We start from the raw sequence: 18,608 nt of genomic DNA on the forward strand, positions 1-18,608 counted from the left end.
GAAAATGAAGATAATTCTGGTTAGTCGTTTCCCGAAAGATGCTGATAATCCTCGCGGGGGTGTTGAGACAGCAACTGTCGGTTTAGCAAAAGCATTGGCGAGCCTCGAAGGGAATGATGTTCATGTGGTTACCTTGGAAAAAAGTGTGAAGCAACCTATCGTTGAAACACATGGACGTATAACCGTGCATAGGCTTAAGCGCTCGAGGTTGCCAATGATTATCGATGTATTCAACGGCCCTTCAAGCAAGAGACTTAGAAAATATTTGTATGACTTGTCACCAGATATCGTCCACTTTCATGAAACTTGGGGGTTTGGCTCATACTATTTGAGGCTGCCAAATGTTTTTACGGTACATGGGTTTGATAGTCTCAATTTACCTGCTGAGAAGAGGTTTGGTTGGAGGCTGCGCGCAAAATTTTGGGCTTGGATAGAGCGCTTTGCTATGAGTAAACAAAAACACCTAATTTCGATTGCCCCCTACGTTCGTGAACAAATCGAGGTGCTTACTACGGCGAAGATCTACGATATTTGGAATTCTCTAAATGCAAAAGTGTTTGAGGTTTCTAGGTGTGAAAAATTTCCTACTATTCTCTTTTTGGGTTGGCTAAATTCAAGAAAAAACCCAGTAGCACTTGTAAAAGCAGTCTCTCTAATCCACCAAGATTTTCCTGATTTAAAGGTTCGTTTGTGTGGAGAGGCCTCTGATCCGCAGTATTATGATGAGCTAAAGCGCGAGATAGCTGGTCATCAGTTACAGAAGATTGTAGAACTTCCGGGGCGCGTTTCCCAGTCCGAAGTGAAGCAGGAACTTGGGCGAGCAACTGTTCTCGTATTGCCCTCATTTCAAGAGAATGCGCCAATGGTTATTTCTGAAGCTATGGCCGCAGGTGTACCGGTTATTGCCTCGAATCTATGTGGCGTTCCCTATATGGTGCGTAACAGGATTTCGGGTATATTAATAAATCCAGAGTCTATTTCTGAAATTGGTGACGCAATCAAAGAAGTTTTATCGGATTCATCTCTTCGACGGTCTCTTTCTGAAAATGGCAAGATTGATGCGAGAGAAAAATTTCATCCAGATTCAGTGGCTGATGCGACGATGCGTTGCTATAAAGAGGTGATTTCCTCCTATGGCTGATATAAGACCTAAACCAACCTTGCTCTATATCGTTGGGATGGGCCACTCTGGTTCAACTCTCCTAGAGCTATTACTAAATCGAGTAGATAATGTAGCTTCTATGGGAGAAATTAGTTTGTTCTCTCTACAGCTATATAGAGATGAAAAGACTCGATGGGTTGGTCAATGCAGTTGCGGCCAGCGCCCAAATCGCTGCCCTCGTTGGGGCTCCGTTATTAAGGCGATAAATGAAAAGAATCAGACTGATTTGATGGTTAGCCCTTTTTCTTGGACTGTATCAGATTTGGGGCTGGAAGAGGAGTTCGGTAAGCAAAAGCTTTTCACCTATTTTAAGTACAAAGCGACCCGTTTTCTTCGGTCTTCTGCTTATAAAAACCGCTCTCGATTACGAGTTATATTTGATCTATTTACTAGATCGCGAATAGAACGAAGAGACGATCTTATCGATTTTTATGCAGAGGATGCGGGCGTTGATTTCGTAGTTGATGCTTCAAAAGATCCGATAGAAATGAGAGATATTGTCGAATTCAGTAGGCTCAACCCTAAGGTGATTTTCCTAACCCGAAACCCAATGGGGCTAGCATGGTCATCACTGCGAAACAAAAATCAGTCAGTGGATGTAACCGCAAAGACTTGGGTTAGACTAAATGAACGAATACTCGATTTGTTGAATGATGTTCCAAAAAGCCAATGGATACATGTCGAGTATGAAGAGCTGTGTCGTGATCCCGAGCTTGTCTTGGAAAAGGTGGCTGAATTTGCTGGGGTTTCGCCTTTTCGTTTGACGACCCCTGATGACGAGTTTCTTAAACGACATACAATTGCGGGAAACAAACATCGCTTTAAGAAACTCGCTGAAGTGCGAGAAGATCTAGAATGGAAAGAAAAGTTGACCTTGGAACAGCAAAAACGAGTAAAGACTATAGTTGACCCTCTGTTTATTCGATTAAACAGCTAAATAACTATCTTCTCAAGACGAATATATCCCGAAGATAACAAATCATGAAGCTTGCACTTATCTATTTACTATTTGCTTTCTTTACTGTCTACGCCTGGCGAGATTGGTATAAAAGTGCTTGCGCATTAGTTTTTTTAATGGCGTTCATGAAATGGCCAGATATCCCGCGCACTATGTTTGGTATTCCTGGGCTAAATTTATGGAATATTTTGCTTGTGAATGTCGTAGGGGCATTTATTTTAGCCCGGAAAAGAGAAGGGTTAGTTTGGGACATGCCCAAAGCCATTACGTTTATGTTGGTGGTTTATTTTCTGCTGATATACATATCGACATTTCGTTTGATGAATAATATGGGGCCTCTACAGGAGTTTTATCAATTTCTGGGCTTGTCCGCTCCGTCGGGTACAGATCTAATAAAAGACAATATTATAAATAGTGTCCGGTATTTGGTTCCTGGTTTCTTAATTTTTTACGGGTGTAATAGCGAGCAAAGATTGAAGTTGGCGGTCGGTGCTATGCTACTGCTTCATATGCTGCTTGCACTTCAAGTGATTCGCTGGATGCCAATTACGGATATTGCCAATGCCGATGCGTTGAATGATCGCGGCCTACGTGTGCTAGGGAACAAGGTAGGTTATTTTAAAACAGACCTAGCTATGATTTTGGCAGGTGGCTCGTGGATGTTTGTTTGTTCGAGTATGCTATTTACTAAGTACCGATTGTTTCTGTTGGGCGGTGCTGCTATTTGCTTGTTAGGTATGGCACTCACCGGGGGGCGTGGAGGCTATATTGCCTGGGCTGTTATTGGGGCTATTTTCGCTTTATATCGGTGGCGAAAGTTGATTTTCATGGCCCCGTTCGTGGTGTTGGCTGTTTTCGCGTTTGTGCCTGCGGTAAAAGATCGACTGTTCGAAGGTGTTGGTGGTGAAGCTAATGAGCAGCAACAACGTCGCTTAGAAGCTGTGAATATGGCGGGTAGTGAACATGACTTATATTCGATCTCTTCAGGGCGTTTGGTGGTTTGGCCTGTTGTTATAGGTAAAATCGGAGAAGCACCATTTTGGGGTTATGGCCGAAGGGGGTTTGTTACCAGTGGCGCAGGCTTGTATGTAGCAGACGATCTGAATGATCCTACCTTTCCCCATCCACATAATGCGTATTTGCAGTTCACTATCGATAATGGACTATTAGGCGCAATTCCCGTCTTCTTGCTATTTTTTCTAACGGCAAAGCGAGCTGTTAGAATGTTTGGTGCAAAGTTAAACGCTGCGGCATCGGCGGCAAGTGGGGTCGGAGCTAGTACATTATTTGCTTTTTTAACCGCTGCGATATCTGCCCAGTATTTTTATCCAGTAGAAAGCTCTGTGCCATTATGGGTCGGCATTGCACTTATACTTCGGTCCGCAGTCGAGCTTGATAAGTCAGAAAGTTGGCTCAAGCCAACCGGAACTCAAGAATTAAGCTCAAAGGAAAAGTCCTTGAAAATACAGTGGGATGATTAGGTTCAGAACATTACAAAAAGTGCTCAAATGTAGAGCTACCAATGTGAGTTGGTTGGCAATTTACAACATTGCAGAAAGCGAGTTTGTGAAAGGCGCGGTAACTCACATCTGCTCTTGTCAGAGTGGGCTATTGTGTCAGTAGGGTATTGTATTTATTACGGGTTTTTCGATAAAACGTTTGTTTCTGAATTATCTAATTTGGTGCATAAAGGGTTATGAGTAAATTTTGGGAGAGTTTGATGTTAAACAGCCGGATTGCGAAGCTAATTACCAGCTCATTGGCTCCTATAATATTTCCTGTCAGTGCGTTAGCGCTGCCGGTTGGCATTCCTGACCCGGCAGGATCTGTGCCTTCAGCAATAATGCCTTCCTTGCCAACGGCAGCCAATCAGATTCAAGCGTTCCCCTATGACCCGATTGCTATACCAACACCTAGTTGGTCTGATAGCCCGTCCCAATATTACGTAGACTCATCAGATTCTTCGTGTTCAAACGCTTCTAATAATGGTCGAGGTAGCCCGGTAGCCCCTCGATGTGATTTACCTGGAATCTCGGGTAGCCGCTGGACGTTAAGTGCGGGAAGCCAGGTTTTCGTAGTAGGCGATGGTGCGACCTACGGGAATAGCGGCGACTTGCAAGACATTACGATGAATGGAACGGCTTCGAATCCGATATGGATCGTTGGGGTTGGCGATACCGCGCCGATACTATTGTTTGATCGCTTTTGGTTTTCAGAAGGTTCACACGTTATATTCGATACTGTGCATTTCAAATCACCGACTGATGATTTTATTATGCGATGGGACGGCTCAACAGCTCCTGTTGAGTATTTCACGTTTCGGCATATTAAATGTTCCGGTTCGGAAGGAACGCATTCGGGGCAATCTCGACGCTGTTTCTCGCTAGGTGGAACAGAGGCAAACCCCACCCAATTTTTTGTCTTCTACGATGTAGATATATACGGATTAGGCCGTTGGCAAGACGATCGTTCGACGTCAACAGACATGCATGGTATGCAATTCAATCGCTGGACCCGTTATATCTGGCTGCTAGATAGCCGCCTTGGACATCTGCAGGGTGACTCAATTCAGTGCGCGAATTCGAGCTGGTTTGATTACAACTATGCATCGCGACCCCACTATATTTATATTGGTGGGAATGAGTTCTACGAGAACTATGAAAATGCGTATGATCAGAAGGGCTGTTATCACGTTGTATTCTCGGAAAATCATGTTCACGACTTCTACAACTCGCAAAAAGGCGCCAACGCTACAGCAATCATCACAGAGCAGGACAGTGAAAGTGATGTAGGTGGCCGCTATACGTGGTTTATTAACAATCTTGTGGAGCGAAGCGGAACCGCATTTGCTGCAAAAGCGACCACAAGTGATGCCTACATTTTTATGCTCGGCAATATTATTCGTGATGTTAGTAGTGCTGGGTTAGCGTTTACACAGCGCTGCTACAGTGGGGGGAGTTCCGGGGAAACGTGCCCATTTGGTATGACTTTCGCCCAAAACACCATGGATTGCGGTTTGAGTGCTAAAGCTATTACAAATGTTCAAAACCCTTCTGGAAGTGATCAGAACGTAGAGATTGATGGTAATGTTTTCTACAACTGTGTGGATGGCAGTGAGGATTCTCCGCACAACTGGGAGACCTTTTCAGAAAGTCCGTTATTTTTAAGTCACACCCAGAACGCCCATTATCGTACCAGTGGTGGAAATATTAACTTGGTCACCCGTCGTTATGACGTTTTGAGCGGCAATGTCTTTAATCAGAATATCCGTTTTGGGAATGCAGCGGGCGGTGACTATACTCTTCAAGAAGGCTCACCTGCCATTGGCTTAGTGGCCGATGAAAACGATGCTTATGGGCTGTTTGAGCAAATGTACGGCTTGAGTATTAGGAAGGATTACTTCGGAAACACATGGAGTGCGGGTGACCCTCTAGACGCAGGGGCTTACCAAGGTGCTGCGACACCGTTGCCAGATACACCGACTAATCCTACAGATCCCACAGATCCCACAGATCCCACAGATCCTACAGATCCTACAGATCCTACAGATCCGACAGATCCCACAGATCCGACAGATCCCACAGATCCCACAGATCCCACAGATCCCACAGATCCCACAGATCCCACAGACCCAGCTCCTGTAGAGCAATGTGAGCCTGACGACAATGGCCCTCCCTCCCTCAAAAAAGCCGGTTAAGCTTGTTTATCCCATTCATTAGAGGGTTGATAACCCTCTATCAGTTCTACCCCCAACATATCGTCTGCTCCGTACTGAATAGAGTTTCGCATTCCGTTGCGCAGCTGCTATGATTCCGCAGCCTTTCTGTAGTCGTTCGCAAAATAAGCCATGAGCAGCTGCTGGATTGACGACCCTGTCACACTTTGGGGGCAGCGACTCAACGTAGATTGGAAGGCTTTGCAAAGGCAAGATACTGACTATCGCTCACGAAATGCAAAACGCCGATAAGTTGTGTTTATGCGAGCCAACTAATAAGTCAATATTGGGTATTTTGGATGTCGTTGCGATACAGTCGAAGCTTGCACATTTGGTTTCTAGTACCTGTTTTCATTGGTGCAGATATTGACATCGTTTAGTTTAAAAATTTACCGTTTGTCGCTGCCTGCTGACCGTTTAGGATCAGAAACTTCTGCTCGAAGTTCAATAAAAATTTATGAAAGATTTTGTCGAATAAATGTTAGATGTTTACGGGTTGGTATTTGATTTTCAGGGCATAAAAACCCGTATTTTTAAGGTTAAAAGCGATCCACTCTGATAGTAGTGATCAAAAAAATGCACCTCGAATGGTGAATTAAAGATCGCAAAACCTAAATCATTTGCACCTGGTTCCGAACATATTGCGACCCAGTCCTCAAGGCGAAACATTAGTATTGTGAAAGCACATCAATCAGAAATTTTACTGTTATTATTTAATCAACGTAATGGTGAATTTTTGGAGTACCTGTTTTGAATAACGTTCCGGCAACAGCTACAAGAGCAAAATCAAGCTTAAAGATGGCAGCCCTGTTAATAGCAGGCGTTGTTGGGCTTGGAGGCTGCCAGAAGGAAGGGGAAACGGACTCTGATGTGGTTCAACGACAAGGCGCAGATAATCCACCAGCGAATGTGAGCCCTTCACAGCCCGCCATTTTTGTGGCAGACGGAGAGTTTGACGGTATCTATCAGATATACACACAGTTGGGTGCAGCAAGCTCTCAAGCCGTGTATGAGCCATTAGCTGCTTGCGGCAATGTACAGGGCGTTTCCTGGACTCCAAACGGTGAAACGGTCATATTTACGACCGATAATGACCAAGATGGCACTCCCGAGTTGTATAGTGTGTCTTTCGACGGAGATGGCCTCACTAAAATTAGCGGCATGATGAACGGTTCTGTCGGTGTCGGTCAGTTCGCAGTTTCACCAGATGGGGCAATGGTTGCATTCACTGCAGACCAAGATACAGACGGTGTCATTGAAGCCTATACAGTGCGCATCGATGGAAGCGATCTGAATAAATTAAACTCTCCTCTTGGTGCTCAGCAGCAAGTCACGTGGTTAGGCTGGGCTCCCGATAGTACCACTGTTGCATTCATCGCTGATCAAAACACTCAAGGGGTGTTTGAGCTATTTACCGCTACGCCTGGCAGTAGTGGGGCTCCAACACGACTAAACTCGGCGTTAGTAGATAACGGCGATGTCGTCGAAGCTAGATGGACACCTGACTCTAATCGCGTTGTCTATTTGGCTGATCAGGATAACAACAACCAATATGAGTTGTTTTCTGTGGCACCTAACGGCGGCAACCGCGTGAAATTAAATGGCGCCCTCGTTTCCGGTGGAGATGTCAGTGAAGCGTCATGGGCAATCTCTCCTGATGGTTCAAAGCTAGTCTATGCAGCTGATCAAGATGTAAACGAGAGATTCGAACTATATTCTGTCGCAATCAATGGCACTGGATTGGTAAAACTGAATGCCCCAATTGCAGGTGAGCAGTTAGTTAAAGATTGGATTTGGTCTCCTGATAGCCTTAAGGTCGCCTACGTCTCCGATGGTATTGTAGAAGGGCGATTTGAACTTTACGTCACACAGTATGACGCTTCAACTAGACGAGTTCTAAATTTACCTCTGGCTCAGGATGGTATCTTTGAGTCTATTGAGTGGGGTTTGACAAGTGACGTTGTTTATTATGTCGCTCACCAAGAGGCTTTAGGAAGGGCGGAACTATATCGAGCGACCATTGATGGTTCTCAAATTATCAGGCTTTCTGACCAAATGGTTAACAATGGCAGCATCAGAAACGATGGAGTGTACGCGAAGCTTTCGCCGGACGGTGCCAAGGTCGCATACTTGGCTGATCAGGATGTTGATCAACTTTTTGAACTCTACGTGGTAAATTCAGATGGCTCAGGGTCATCGACGAAAGTTAATGGCGTCCAAGTGCAAGGTGGTGACGTCATCGATTTCAAATGGTCTAGCGATGGCGCAAACCTTTTGTACGTTGCCGATGAAATAACAAATCGTAAAAATGAATTATTCCGAGTGAGTGCAGACGGGCTGGTACATGATCGTCTTAACAATCAGCTTGCGTCCAGCGGCGATGTCTACGATTTTAACTGGGTCAATTGATTCTCTATTTTAAATGGATGTTATCAATGTAGATGTATTTTTCTTCGGACAGTCGAGGAGAAGTAAATCGTATGTTTTTAACATTGCTGATATCTAGCTCTCGGTTTTTTGGTGCCTTAATTACCTCACTAAGCGCAAACGTGTACTGGTTTTGACCAGGCTTAATAACCAGCTCAGTCCTGAAGCGGTCACTATTCCAAAGTTCCCTGTCAAATAAATTATCTTGAATATGAAAGAGTAAAATTAGATTCGACTGATATGGGTTGAATATGTCGAACTGAATCGAGTCATATCCACGCCAATCAGAATAAATCTTTGAGAGCTCGAACGTTGTGAAGCGGCGTGCTCTCAACCTAAACCTCCCGGATTGAGCCCCTTCTGTTGCGTGTTCTACAGATTTATCAACTCTTCCTCGCCACCGGTCAAATTCTAGTTCAGTTTCAAAATTCGCAATGACCGGCATTTGTTTTACCACTTTGAGTATGTCAACAATATCTAGCGACGTTTTGCCCATCACGGTTATAAGCATTGCCGAAGCGAGAATCCTTCCGATCCAAGTGAAAACGTTTGGCGCAGCTAACCAAAAAATAACTAGCATAGCACCTGTTAAATTCATGCCTACGTCAATCAGGCTGGCACTTCTGCCGATGTTGGCTTGTATGAATTCAATAACAATACTTACAACAAGAACGGCGAGGGTATATCCGAGTAACTTAGCCCAGGTGTTGAGTCGAATTAGGAGGCAAACAAAATAGGAAATAATAGCGAAAAACGGAATATGACCAAGATTCCAGATCTCGTCCCAAATACCGGTTGGTTCGTGAATCTTTGGTCTAAGAAACAACAGCGGCGTAGTAACAATCAACAAGAATCCGAAGATATAGGAATAGAAGGATCGAGTGGAGCTGCGGGAAAGTGTATCCGTCATAAGAATAGAACTATATAAATTAGCCGGGATGCGCTAAGAAGCTTTTATGTTATAAATTCAAAATTTAACTCACCGGGAATGCCATTGTAAGACATCACATAACGTTTTATAACGTGCATTCGAGACTACTGCTTGCAACCTCGTAATAATTCTTTGAAAGATAGGCTGCGAATATGACCTTGAATAGCGCGAAGCTGGTGCATCGTTTGCCTTAGTTTCCGCAAATCTACCCCGGCTTTTATATCAGCTTTAAAGATTGCTCTGAGCCAATGAGTAATTCCGACGAAAAGACCCTTGCTTTCTATATAACTACAAAAGGCTGGGACAGGAGCCATCCAAACTCGCCCTTCTTGGTGCAATGAATAGGGTGCTGTCTGCATGCCAAGTAAAGTTAGGTAGAACTCTCTTATTATGTCTGTTTTTGCTGATTGGCTTATGCTGTGCCATCGTCCAATACGAGGATTTACTTCGATGATTTTATATTTCTGGTCTCTGTGGTCGAATTTGAATTCAATATCAGCTAGCCCGGAGTAGTTAATTGCTTGAATAAATTGGAGACCGTTTTCAACGATTGGATCATTCCATCGCATTGTCGCCAGGGTTGTGTTTCCTCCAATCAGAGGGTGTTCTAGTAGTTTCTGGCCCACAAAATATGAATCAGATGGTTTGCCGTCGACTCCAAAAAAACCACCTAAAAACCATGTGGATGTTGAATCTCCTGGAATAAACTCCTGATAGAAAACGGGTTGTCCTAATTCGAATACTTTTTCACCTAGTGTATGTAACTCAGCAATAGTATTGATCATGAGTACTTTGGGTACAATCGACTTGGGTAATGCCCCGGAGTAGTGTGGCCTGACAATGCCAGGCAACTTAAGTTGATTCGTAACGGTGTCAATATCTGTTTTGTTGTAAAAGACATGGGTTGCAGGAATATCAATTCCTTGTGCCTCACAGTATTCAAAGAATTTAATCTTATTGGCACAAATTTTAACGATATCTTTTGAAGGGGTAACACAATGAAAGCGTGTATCAAGTTCTGTTTCGGAGAAAGCCAGTAGCACACTATAAATGTCTTCAGATGAAAATATAATGCCTTTTTTATTCTTTTCTATATTTAAATTTAGATATTGAATCAGTTGGTTAGCCAGAGCAATGAGCATAGGGTTGTCATAGGTGTTCTCACCATAATCATCCTTTACTTCTAATGTAAGTTTGACAACTACTGTGTCGATACCCAATTTATTTAGGCTAAGTAGCATGTCATCGCTATTTACATTCTTGCCAAGAATAACTGCAATAGGCAGGTCATTTTTAGCCTTGGAGGAATGGATGAAATGTGAGAACGCATTACTCATGGTAGTCTACTAGGGCTGTTAGAGAACACGATTCTTGATGTTCAGCGCGTAGCGAAAGCTAATTTTTTTGTTTCCTGATTGTTCGTTACGAGCGAAATAGATTTTAAGTCCCAAGATCGAAACAATGGTGATACGCCAAATGATCTCGTAGCCGACTTTGAGGTGCGTGTTAAGCGACATATCATTGTTTGCGTCTGTTTCACCAAATTGAGTTCTATAGCCTTTTGTTAGGTAATCATTTCTTATAGCGCCCATAAGGTAAGGAAATAATCCGCGCATTCGATGCTCTGGCTTTACGTAGCCATCGAAACACCATATTGCATCTGTAACCCCTGAATAAAATTTCCATAGACTATTGGTGTTAAAATATTCCATTTGCGGCTCTGTAACCCACAGGTGTGCCGTCATTTCGCCATTTTTTAGCGATACGTAGCATTTCTTATGGCCTTCAGCAAAGCGTCGTTTGAATAATTCTGCGCTCTCAGGAAAGGTGGCGCATAACTGCGGTACGTCCTTGTCCTGAACAATTTTTATATCATGGTCACACATCTTATTGACCAGAGTGTAGAGTTTATTAAATTTTTCTGTATCAGTTAATTCGAAGACAAGTTGTGAGCCGATATAGAGGATCGGGTTGCCCCGTGGAAGAAGTCTCTTTCGAAGGTAGTTCCAGTCCCCGTCTTTAATTCTTTTCAATAACTTGGAAACTTTATTTGACATGGTCGTATCATCTTTCGGTTGATAATTTTAAGGATTAAAAATCTGTTCAGGGTTGGTATGAGCTATTTGTTTTATTTTGTCTAATGCCTCGCCAGACTTATTGGTATACGCATGTAGCAAATGAACTAAACCGTGCCACATCGGATAATATGAAAAGTCTGAGCCATAGACGATTTTGGATGATGGTATTCGGTCGATCGCCTCTTGCACGATTGGGTATGCCAACCCGGACGTGTCAGTGTATAAGTGGTCGTGAGTTTGCAGCAGCGCGGCCAGCTGGCTAAGTTGTTCGGTAGGTAATGATTCTGCTTTACAACCGTAGGCGCCTAAATGGGCAATAATAATTGGGCTAGTATAATTGCCCCAAGGAATAAGTTTTAAATAATCAATTTTTGCGTGGTAGGCGCTATCATGGCCATGTAAGATTGGACTGCAGCCACCGTGTATGAGTGCGGGTAGTTTTAGTGCGGAGCATGCGTCTAGCATACTTTCAATGCGCTCCTTTCCTTTTGTTTCTTCAATGCTTATGTCTGTTAGATTCGGGTGTATTTTTAATATGCGAATGGGATGAGTGTCTAGAGCGTTTTCAAGGTGGGCTTTAATATCGCTCGTTTCTACTTCAATAGGTACGCAATATCCGAGTAAAAGAGAACTATTTTCGTTAGCGAAAGCCTGATGAAGATTCCAAAGCCTTTGAAAGTTTGTGTCGGGTCGTGACACCGGCAATATGGCAGCTTTAGATACCCCGCATAGACTCATTTGATCCAGGTATACGCGTGGGCCGATATGCTGGTATGCCCGATTGAATCCTATTTTGCTAACCTTGTTTAAAGTTTCCTGGTTGCTATTTAATGGAGGGTGAACCAATCTTAGCGGCGACAATTTAGGCTCTTTATAGGCGGTCTTGCTCGACGAGAGTAAATCGTTTGAGATTTGTTCGTACTCGATTTCATCAAAGATGATTTCAGTCGCATGGGTGTGAATATCGTAGAGGCAATGTTTCTTGCCAAGCTCTTTTAGTTGGTCAAGATATGTCGTGACTTGCTCTAAGCTAAGTGAACTCATGATTTTTCAAATAATCTTTTACGTAATAGTGCCGTGTCAGTTTTGCCTCGATCCGTTAAGGGGAGGGCGTCGAGTAAAAGGACATGTTTAGGCTGCATGTATTTAGGAAGTGATTGCATTAAATACTTCCTTAGTTCTTTCTCGTCGAGTTTTTCGTGTTGTTTGACGGTGTAGGCGACAGCGATTTCTTGTTCGCCTGAAGGGTTCTCTACAGCGATAGCGGCAGCTTCAGACACCTGTGTTTGTGTTAACACTCCCGCAGCAACTTCGCCTAGTTCTATTCGGTATCCTTGAACTTTAATTTGATTATCTTTTCTCTCGACGAACGCTAAATTTCCGTCTTCTCGATAATGGCCAATATCACCAGATTTGTAGAATCGTTTTCCGTTGATTTCTAGGAAAGCATTAGCTGTTTTTGTTTCGTCGTTCCAGTAGCCATCGGACAAGCCCGCACCGCCAATGAATATCTCGCCATTTTCATTGGTACTACACGGTTCACGTTGTTCGTTGAGTACGAGTATTTCCGTTCCTTGTCGAGCTAAACCGATGGGCAGATTGTCACTGGCTGCTGGAGGCGACTGCACATGATAACAGCTGCTAACACCTGTTGTTTCTGTTGGCCCGTAGGCGTTGTAATACCGCGCATGCGGTACCAGTTCCATCCATGCCGCGAGATGATTGTTGTTAATTTTTTCACCGCCGAATAGAACATATTTTAGGCTGAGCAATTCTTGGCCATCCAACGCGCCCATTTTCACGATGTAATGAAGTAGAGATGATACGCCCTTCCAGTGTGAGATCTTTTGTTCTTGTATCAACTGTACCAACAATTTTGGAAACATTAGGTGTTTGTCATTAGCGATAACGAGCGTAGCTCTCGCTAATAATGTTGCGAAAACGTCGAATACGGACATGTCGAAATAAAAAGGAGCGGTGCACAAAACGTTTGAATCAACGGTCAGATCAAAGTGGTTCGCAGCCCAGTGCGCGTAATGCTCTACAGCTGTTCTCGGTACCGCTACACCTTTAGGAGCCCCTGTAGATCCCGAAGTATAGAGGAGATAGCAAAGCCCGCTATTCATACGTATTGCACGTTCGATTCCATCATTGCCCGGCGCGTCTAAGTCGATAAACTGAAGGCCTTGGAATAGAGATTGCCCTTTAGTGTCAACAATCGCCACTTTAGCGCCAGAGTTTTCTGCGATCACTTGGGCGCGTGAAGCTGGAGATTTTTCAAACACTGGTACGTAGCTTGCCCCTACAGATAAAACACCTAAAATGGCCGCTATGTAGTGCGCTGAACGACTGCCACATATGATAACTCTATCGTTAGGTTGTACTTGGAGCTCTTCGAGCTGAAAGGCAAACTGCTCAGAGAGCTTTTGTAGTTGTGGGTAGCTAACATTTCCATGTTGTGGGCAGACAATCGCCGTAGATTGGGGGAGATTATCTAATAGTGCATTATTTGCCACGGGAATCCCTTTTTATAGTCCAATAAGGCGGGCGATAATATTTTTTTGAATTTCAGATGTGCCTGAATAAATGGTTGATGCCATGCTATCCCGCACATCGCCTTCGGCAGGGTACTCAGTCATGTAGCCATATCCTCCGCGGATTTGAACTGAATCAAGTGCGGCAGCTTTGAGTTTCTCGCTTACTACTAACTTGCAAATGGCACTTTCAAGCATCGCGTTCTTACCTGAGTCTATCGCATTTGCGGCGTCTTTAACGACTAGTTTTGAGAGGTGATGGTTGACCTTCATATCGGCAATTTTATGTGAAACCGCCTGATATTTTGCGATTGCCTGGCCGCCTTGATGCCTTTCATTTGCGTACTGTATGCAGCCCTCTAGAATTTTTTGTTGCTTTCCAACCATGGTTGCAAAAAGAATCGTTCGCTCCCAAGACATAACGCTATTAGAAATCGCATCTCCTGCACCAGGCTTTCCAAGGATCTTACTTTCAGGGACTATACAGTCGTCGAAAAAGAGTTCTCCATTTTTGAGGCTATGTAAGCCCATCTTTTTCATTGCCTTGCTTTGGTTCATGCCCTGGAGGGGAGGGTCCATGATGAGGCAGCTAATGCGCCCGAAACTCTTGCGTTGCGGGTGAGTAACGCAAAATACTAGGACTGAAGTCGCTATTGGCCCATTGCTTGTAAAAATTTTGCTACCTTTAACGTGATAGTTACCACTGTCATCTAAAAGGGCTGTGGTGGCCATTTCACCAAGAGCTGAACCAGCATTCGGTTCTGTAAGTGCTTGAGCCATTATAAGGCTGCCGTCGCAAATTTTAGGGAGGTACTCAGCCTTTATTTCGTCGCTGCCAAACTTATCGATGGCAATGCCGCAAAGGATTTGGGTGCAGGCTGCATGTAAAAGGCCTTGATCATCCATGGCGTAGCCCAATGCTTCGAGCACATCGCAAGTCTCCTCACAGGAAACACCCAAGCCGGAATGTTCCTCAGAGATCGGCAAAGCAAACACACCAAACTCTGCGAGTTTTTTCCACCCGTCGAAAGGGAAGTCATCCTCGTTGCAGTTCAGGTTATTAATTTCGTTTTGGGCGAACCGAATCGCCTGATCGGAATTTATATTCATGGTTTTCTCGGTCTGAAAGATATCCGTGACCTGGCAATTATAAGCACTTGAGCTCTACAGAAATAGAGTCTCATGTATTTATTGGGGGCCTGAGGTAAGTATCTACAGCTAAAGCCGTCGAGAAGCTCAACTATCCCTTGGTTACGACTTGTACAATAGCGTCGACAGTTTCAAAGTTTTCGGGCGTTAGGTCGTCAGGGTCAACAGTTACATTGAATTGCGTTTGTAGGAATTCTGTAAGGAGGACTATAGATAATGAATCTAGAATCCCAGAATCGAGGAGGTTGTCTGAGGACTGTAAGTCGTCAGGGGCAGTTTCTGAAAGTTCAGTCTTGATATATTCGAGGATTTGGGGGGCAAACTCCATATCGGAAATTTCTCCTTTCAAATAAGCGTTCAAGGGGTAAATTGCTTGGTCAATTGGGCTTTAAAATTCCGGTTTTGTTTGCGATAAGCTTGGTTGTGTTGGGTTAATGAGCGAGCACGAGAAAGTCACCACAAAAGCTACGGAATAAGGGCCGCTATTCTGTGGCATTGGTCTCAGCTATGCAATAGCTCGCGGTCTGGAGACGAGTGGTAAGCATCGCTTACCTATTATTGAAATCGATTGGAGTGGGTTGGCATAGATCTTGGTTATTTTTGGCTTTTAACTGTGTACAATACGGCGTGTGATTGAAACCGTGTTGGGTTTCTTTTCGTAATGAGTCTACACGGATGGTTGAACTTCATGCACGCACTACTTGTCCGATTGATCGACCACTGCTGCATTCCAAACTACTCCCCGTGCTTCGAAAAATGATGATATTAACTGTTGGTAGCGATATACAGCCTACCTAATTGTGTTTACTAGGTGTTAGATATGAAAGTCTTTAATAAGGATGCGACTGCGTTTTCAGCTCAGTACAGTAAAGAGAGATACGTAAATATTGTTGGGGGGGTTACTCCTGAGTTCCTCGATTTTGCTCAAACCTTCGCTACACAGAAGCAAAATAATCGAGAGGGCATGGAAGAGTGGGAGTTTAAGGGTAAGAAACAGCAGTATCTTTTTGAATTTGCTGATGGTGGTTCATGTCCTACTGAAGTACTAGATTTTGTTGCGGATGTTGCTGGTTACCCTCGCGGCAGCATAACACTATGTGAGAGACACATTAAAATTTATGAGGATGTGGCGAATACTAATCCGCCACCGCACAAAGACCGCGTGGCCTCGCAGATCACGGTCGGTATTCCGTTAAAAGTGCCAGCTAATTCCTACATTATTCTCTATCCCAATGATGAACTGACAATCAACCCGTTTAGTTCGACGGCGCTATGGCGCTCCAGTTTAGATGAGGATCAATTGCCGGAAAATGTCCTTAAGGGCCTTGAGCCGGTCTCTTTGGATGTGCAGCCAGGTGACGTTGTTTTCTTTGAGGGCAATTCTATCTACCATGAACGCGTCAATCCTGCGTTCACATCGTTGCTGTACCTTAAATTTAACGCAATCGACTTAGATCCTATCGGTGAAGATGATCGCACTATAACCCAGTTTGATCGATCTCAAAGCCTCCTGAAGACGAGTTCTGACGAGGAATTGCTCTCCTTGGGTTTGTCTGTATCACCGCGCTTAGAAAACGTGCGTCGTTTATACACTCGGCTGAATTGGAACGAAGTCATACAAGCGAATATGGTGGGGGAGAAAGAATTTACCCTAACTGAGTTTGAATTCTCGCTTATTACAAAGCTCGCCAAAGGCGACTCAGTTGCGCAACTCTTTGATCGTTTAGGTGTTCCTAAAAAGCACCAGCTCTCGACAGTTGGCACGTTACGTCGACTTATTAAACTCAAGGCAATCGATCTGCTTGATTAGCGATTGAATTTAAAAAAATATTTTGCACACTTAACTTAAGCGAAGAATAAAATGAATCAGCGACCACAATCCGCAGAGATGACTCCCGGGCCTGGATTTCGGATAACAAGCGACTATCCGACTCTTTCTCGAGAGCTTGTAGAACACTATAGTAAGTTTGAAACGCCTGATATTTCTGACATGTTAAACCGTATGTATACCATGTCATCCGATATTAAAAATTTGGTGAACGATAAACCTTTATGTGGCGTGGCCTGCACCGTAAAAGTATATCCTGGTGATAACTTAATGGTTCACAAGGCGTTAGATATAGCACGGCCCGGCGATATTATTGTCGTTGACGCTGGCGGCCATACTGGGAACGCTGTTTTTGGTGATATGGTCGCTACTAAGGCTAAGCATCGAGGCGTGGCGGGATTTATTATCGACGGATTAACTCGAGATTTACCTGGCCTAAAAGAAGTTGGGTTGCCGGTATACACAATTGGAGTGAGCCCCATTGGGCCGCTTCATCGTGGTCCTGGAGAGGTAAATCATCCGATTAGCTGCGGTGGTATAGTGGTTAAACCAGGTGACTTGGTGGTGGCGGACTCAAACGGCGTTGTTGTTGTCCGAAATGAATTTGCTGAGTCCATTCTCGGAAAACTGGTTGAACGGCAAGCGTCGCTAGAGGGATATATCGCTAAACTTAAAAAAGGCGAGTTCTCGAACGAATGGGTGGACAAGCTCCTGAATGACAATGGTTGCTTTTCGGAGTAGGCATCGTCGTCAAAATGGTAAATTCAAAGTTTCAAAAATTGGCTCTCCGTGTTGAACATTTCATACAGAATGCTAGCCCTGTTGAGCGCCGGTTGCGTCAATTTAATAAATCCAGACAAAAGCTATTTTATAAGGATTTTTGGGCGAAGCCTTCGTCTAATATTGGGGCGAATATTGAATCGCTGGGTTACGGGTATGAGCGCATTACGTTGGGGGATCGTTCAACCATTGTGAATGGCTCTGCCGTCATGCTTGATGATCATTTAACACTTAAGATTATGGGGCATAAGCCTTTAACCTATAAATTGTTAAGTGAAATTGGTTCAAATGTTCCTAAGCATATTTTGGTTGATACCTCGAGTGTGAGTAAAGCGTATAAGTTTTTATCTGATCACGAAGGCGCAATCGTCGTAAAGCCAGCTTTCGGGACGGGAGCTGGAAGAGGTGTTACGACCCGTGTTAAAGGCCCCAAAGAGCTCAAAAAAGCGTTAAAAAAAGCAGCGTACTACAACAACCAAATTTTACTTGAGGAACAGCTATCGCTAAATAGCTATCGGCTGCTGTATCTTGATGGCAAGCTTATAGATGCGGTAGAGCGTCAACCGCCCAGCATTGTGGGGGATGGCAAAAGTTCCGTAAAACAACTGTTGGAACAGGAGAACAGTCAAAGAATTAACGATACTCAGGTTAGAAGCCTTTTTTTAGTCAGTCGTGATTTAGACTTAGAGCTTAGTCTGGAATGCCAAGGCTTATCTCTGAAAAGTGTTCCAGTGAATGGTCAATACGTGTTCTTGAAAACAGTCATAAACCAAAATAATCGTTTCGAGAATATTTGCGTACTCGATGCTGTGCACCCGAGTATTGAGAGCAAAGGTAGCCAAATATGTAAGCAGCTTGGGATTGCTTTAGCTGGGGTCGATTTAATGGCTCCGAATGTAACAGAACCATGGAGTTCGGCAATGTATATTAATGAAGTGAATACCACGCCTGGTCTACATCACCATTATTTAGTATCGACGTCAAGAAACTCTAGTCAGGTCGCGGAAAAAATATTAGGAAAACTATTGTCAGAGGATGCATGACGT

At 43.9% G+C, this 18,608-nt stretch carries 15 protein-coding genes; 8 read left to right on the top strand and 7 right to left on the bottom strand.

Translation table 11 applies throughout. From position 1 onward, the window contains the following. The first annotated feature begins 4 nt into the window (after window positions 1-4). From ACZ5NB_RS08215 to ACZ5NB_RS08235, 5 genes are all read left to right on the top strand, one after another. Window positions 5-1,141: a glycosyltransferase family 4 protein gene (locus ACZ5NB_RS08215; RefSeq protein ID WP_460232651.1), complete on the top strand. Its 1,137-nt coding sequence runs from the start codon at window positions 5-7 to the stop codon at window positions 1,139-1,141. Further along, window positions 1,134-2,099 carry a sulfotransferase family protein gene (locus ACZ5NB_RS08220; protein WP_460232652.1) on the top strand — a complete coding sequence of 322 codons (966 nt, stop codon included), beginning with the start codon at window positions 1,134-1,136 and terminating at the stop codon, window positions 2,097-2,099. Before ACZ5NB_RS08215 ends, ACZ5NB_RS08220 begins: the two co-directional genes overlap by 8 nt. Window positions 2,100-2,143: 44 nt before the next feature. After that, a complete protein-coding gene (locus ACZ5NB_RS08225; RefSeq protein ID WP_460232653.1) occupies window positions 2,144-3,601 on the top strand; it encodes an O-antigen ligase family protein in 1,458 nt (485 codons plus the stop codon). A gap of 239 nt (window positions 3,602-3,840) precedes the next feature. Next, window positions 3,841-5,817 carry a hypothetical protein gene (locus ACZ5NB_RS08230; RefSeq protein WP_460232654.1) on the top strand — a complete coding sequence of 659 codons (1,977 nt, stop codon included), beginning with the start codon at window positions 3,841-3,843 and terminating at the stop codon, window positions 5,815-5,817. A gap of 816 nt (window positions 5,818-6,633) precedes the next feature. Then, window positions 6,634-8,244, top strand: a complete 1,611-nt coding sequence (locus ACZ5NB_RS08235; protein ID WP_460232655.1) for a TolB family protein — start codon at window positions 6,634-6,636, stop codon at window positions 8,242-8,244. 4 nt (window positions 8,245-8,248) lie between these two features. Here the strand turns inward: ACZ5NB_RS08235 and ACZ5NB_RS08240 are convergent, their stop codons facing one another. The 7 genes from ACZ5NB_RS08240 to ACZ5NB_RS08270 form a co-directional block, all read right to left on the bottom strand. After that, on the bottom strand, window positions 8,249-9,172 hold the full coding sequence (locus tag ACZ5NB_RS08240; RefSeq protein WP_460232656.1) for a VanZ family protein: 924 nt from the start codon (window positions 9,170-9,172) through the stop codon (window positions 8,249-8,251). A 125-nt stretch (window positions 9,173-9,297) separates the two neighbouring features. Then, window positions 9,298-10,530: a carboxylate--amine ligase gene (locus ACZ5NB_RS08245; RefSeq protein WP_460232657.1), complete on the bottom strand. Its 1,233-nt coding sequence runs from the start codon at window positions 10,528-10,530 to the stop codon at window positions 9,298-9,300. An 18-nt stretch (window positions 10,531-10,548) separates the two neighbouring features. After that, the gene (locus ACZ5NB_RS08250) at window positions 10,549-11,250 is read right to left on the bottom strand and encodes a hypothetical protein (RefSeq protein WP_460232658.1); all 702 of its coding nucleotides are present in this window, start codon (window positions 11,248-11,250) and stop codon (window positions 10,549-10,551) included. A 27-nt stretch (window positions 11,251-11,277) separates the two neighbouring features. Then, complete coding sequence (locus ACZ5NB_RS08255) at window positions 11,278-12,315, bottom strand: amidohydrolase family protein (RefSeq protein WP_460232659.1); 1,038 nt, start codon at window positions 12,313-12,315, stop codon at window positions 11,278-11,280. Beyond that, the gene (locus ACZ5NB_RS08260; protein ID WP_460232660.1) at window positions 12,312-13,787 is read right to left on the bottom strand and encodes an amino acid adenylation domain-containing protein; all 1,476 of its coding nucleotides are present in this window, start codon (window positions 13,785-13,787) and stop codon (window positions 12,312-12,314) included. Before ACZ5NB_RS08260 ends, ACZ5NB_RS08255 begins: the two co-directional genes overlap by 4 nt. A 12-nt stretch (window positions 13,788-13,799) precedes the next feature. Then, complete coding sequence (locus ACZ5NB_RS08265; protein WP_460232661.1) at window positions 13,800-14,915, bottom strand: acyl-CoA dehydrogenase family protein; 1,116 nt, start codon at window positions 14,913-14,915, stop codon at window positions 13,800-13,802. A gap of 130 nt (window positions 14,916-15,045) precedes the next feature. Further along, window positions 15,046-15,282: an acyl carrier protein gene (locus tag ACZ5NB_RS08270; protein WP_460232662.1), complete on the bottom strand. Its 237-nt coding sequence runs from the start codon at window positions 15,280-15,282 to the stop codon at window positions 15,046-15,048. A gap of 492 nt (window positions 15,283-15,774) precedes the next feature. Here ACZ5NB_RS08270 and ACZ5NB_RS08275 point away from each other — a divergent pair, with 492 nt between their 5' ends. The 3 genes from ACZ5NB_RS08275 to ACZ5NB_RS08285 are packed head-to-tail and all read left to right on the top strand — an operon-like array spanning window position 15,775 to window position 18,605. Beyond that, window positions 15,775-16,764 carry a hypothetical protein gene (locus ACZ5NB_RS08275; RefSeq protein ID WP_460232664.1) on the top strand — a complete coding sequence of 330 codons (990 nt, stop codon included), beginning with the start codon at window positions 15,775-15,777 and terminating at the stop codon, window positions 16,762-16,764. Between the two features lie 51 nt (window positions 16,765-16,815). Next, window positions 16,816-17,523: an RraA family protein gene (locus ACZ5NB_RS08280; RefSeq protein WP_460232665.1), complete on the top strand. Its 708-nt coding sequence runs from the start codon at window positions 16,816-16,818 to the stop codon at window positions 17,521-17,523. Between the two features lie 14 nt (window positions 17,524-17,537). Further along, entirely contained in the window at window positions 17,538-18,605 is a 1,068-nt protein-coding gene (locus tag ACZ5NB_RS08285; RefSeq protein WP_460232666.1) for a hypothetical protein, read from the top strand. Window positions 18,606-18,608 lie beyond the last annotated feature (3 nt).

This window comes from Aurantivibrio plasticivorans (genome assembly GCF_055392955.1).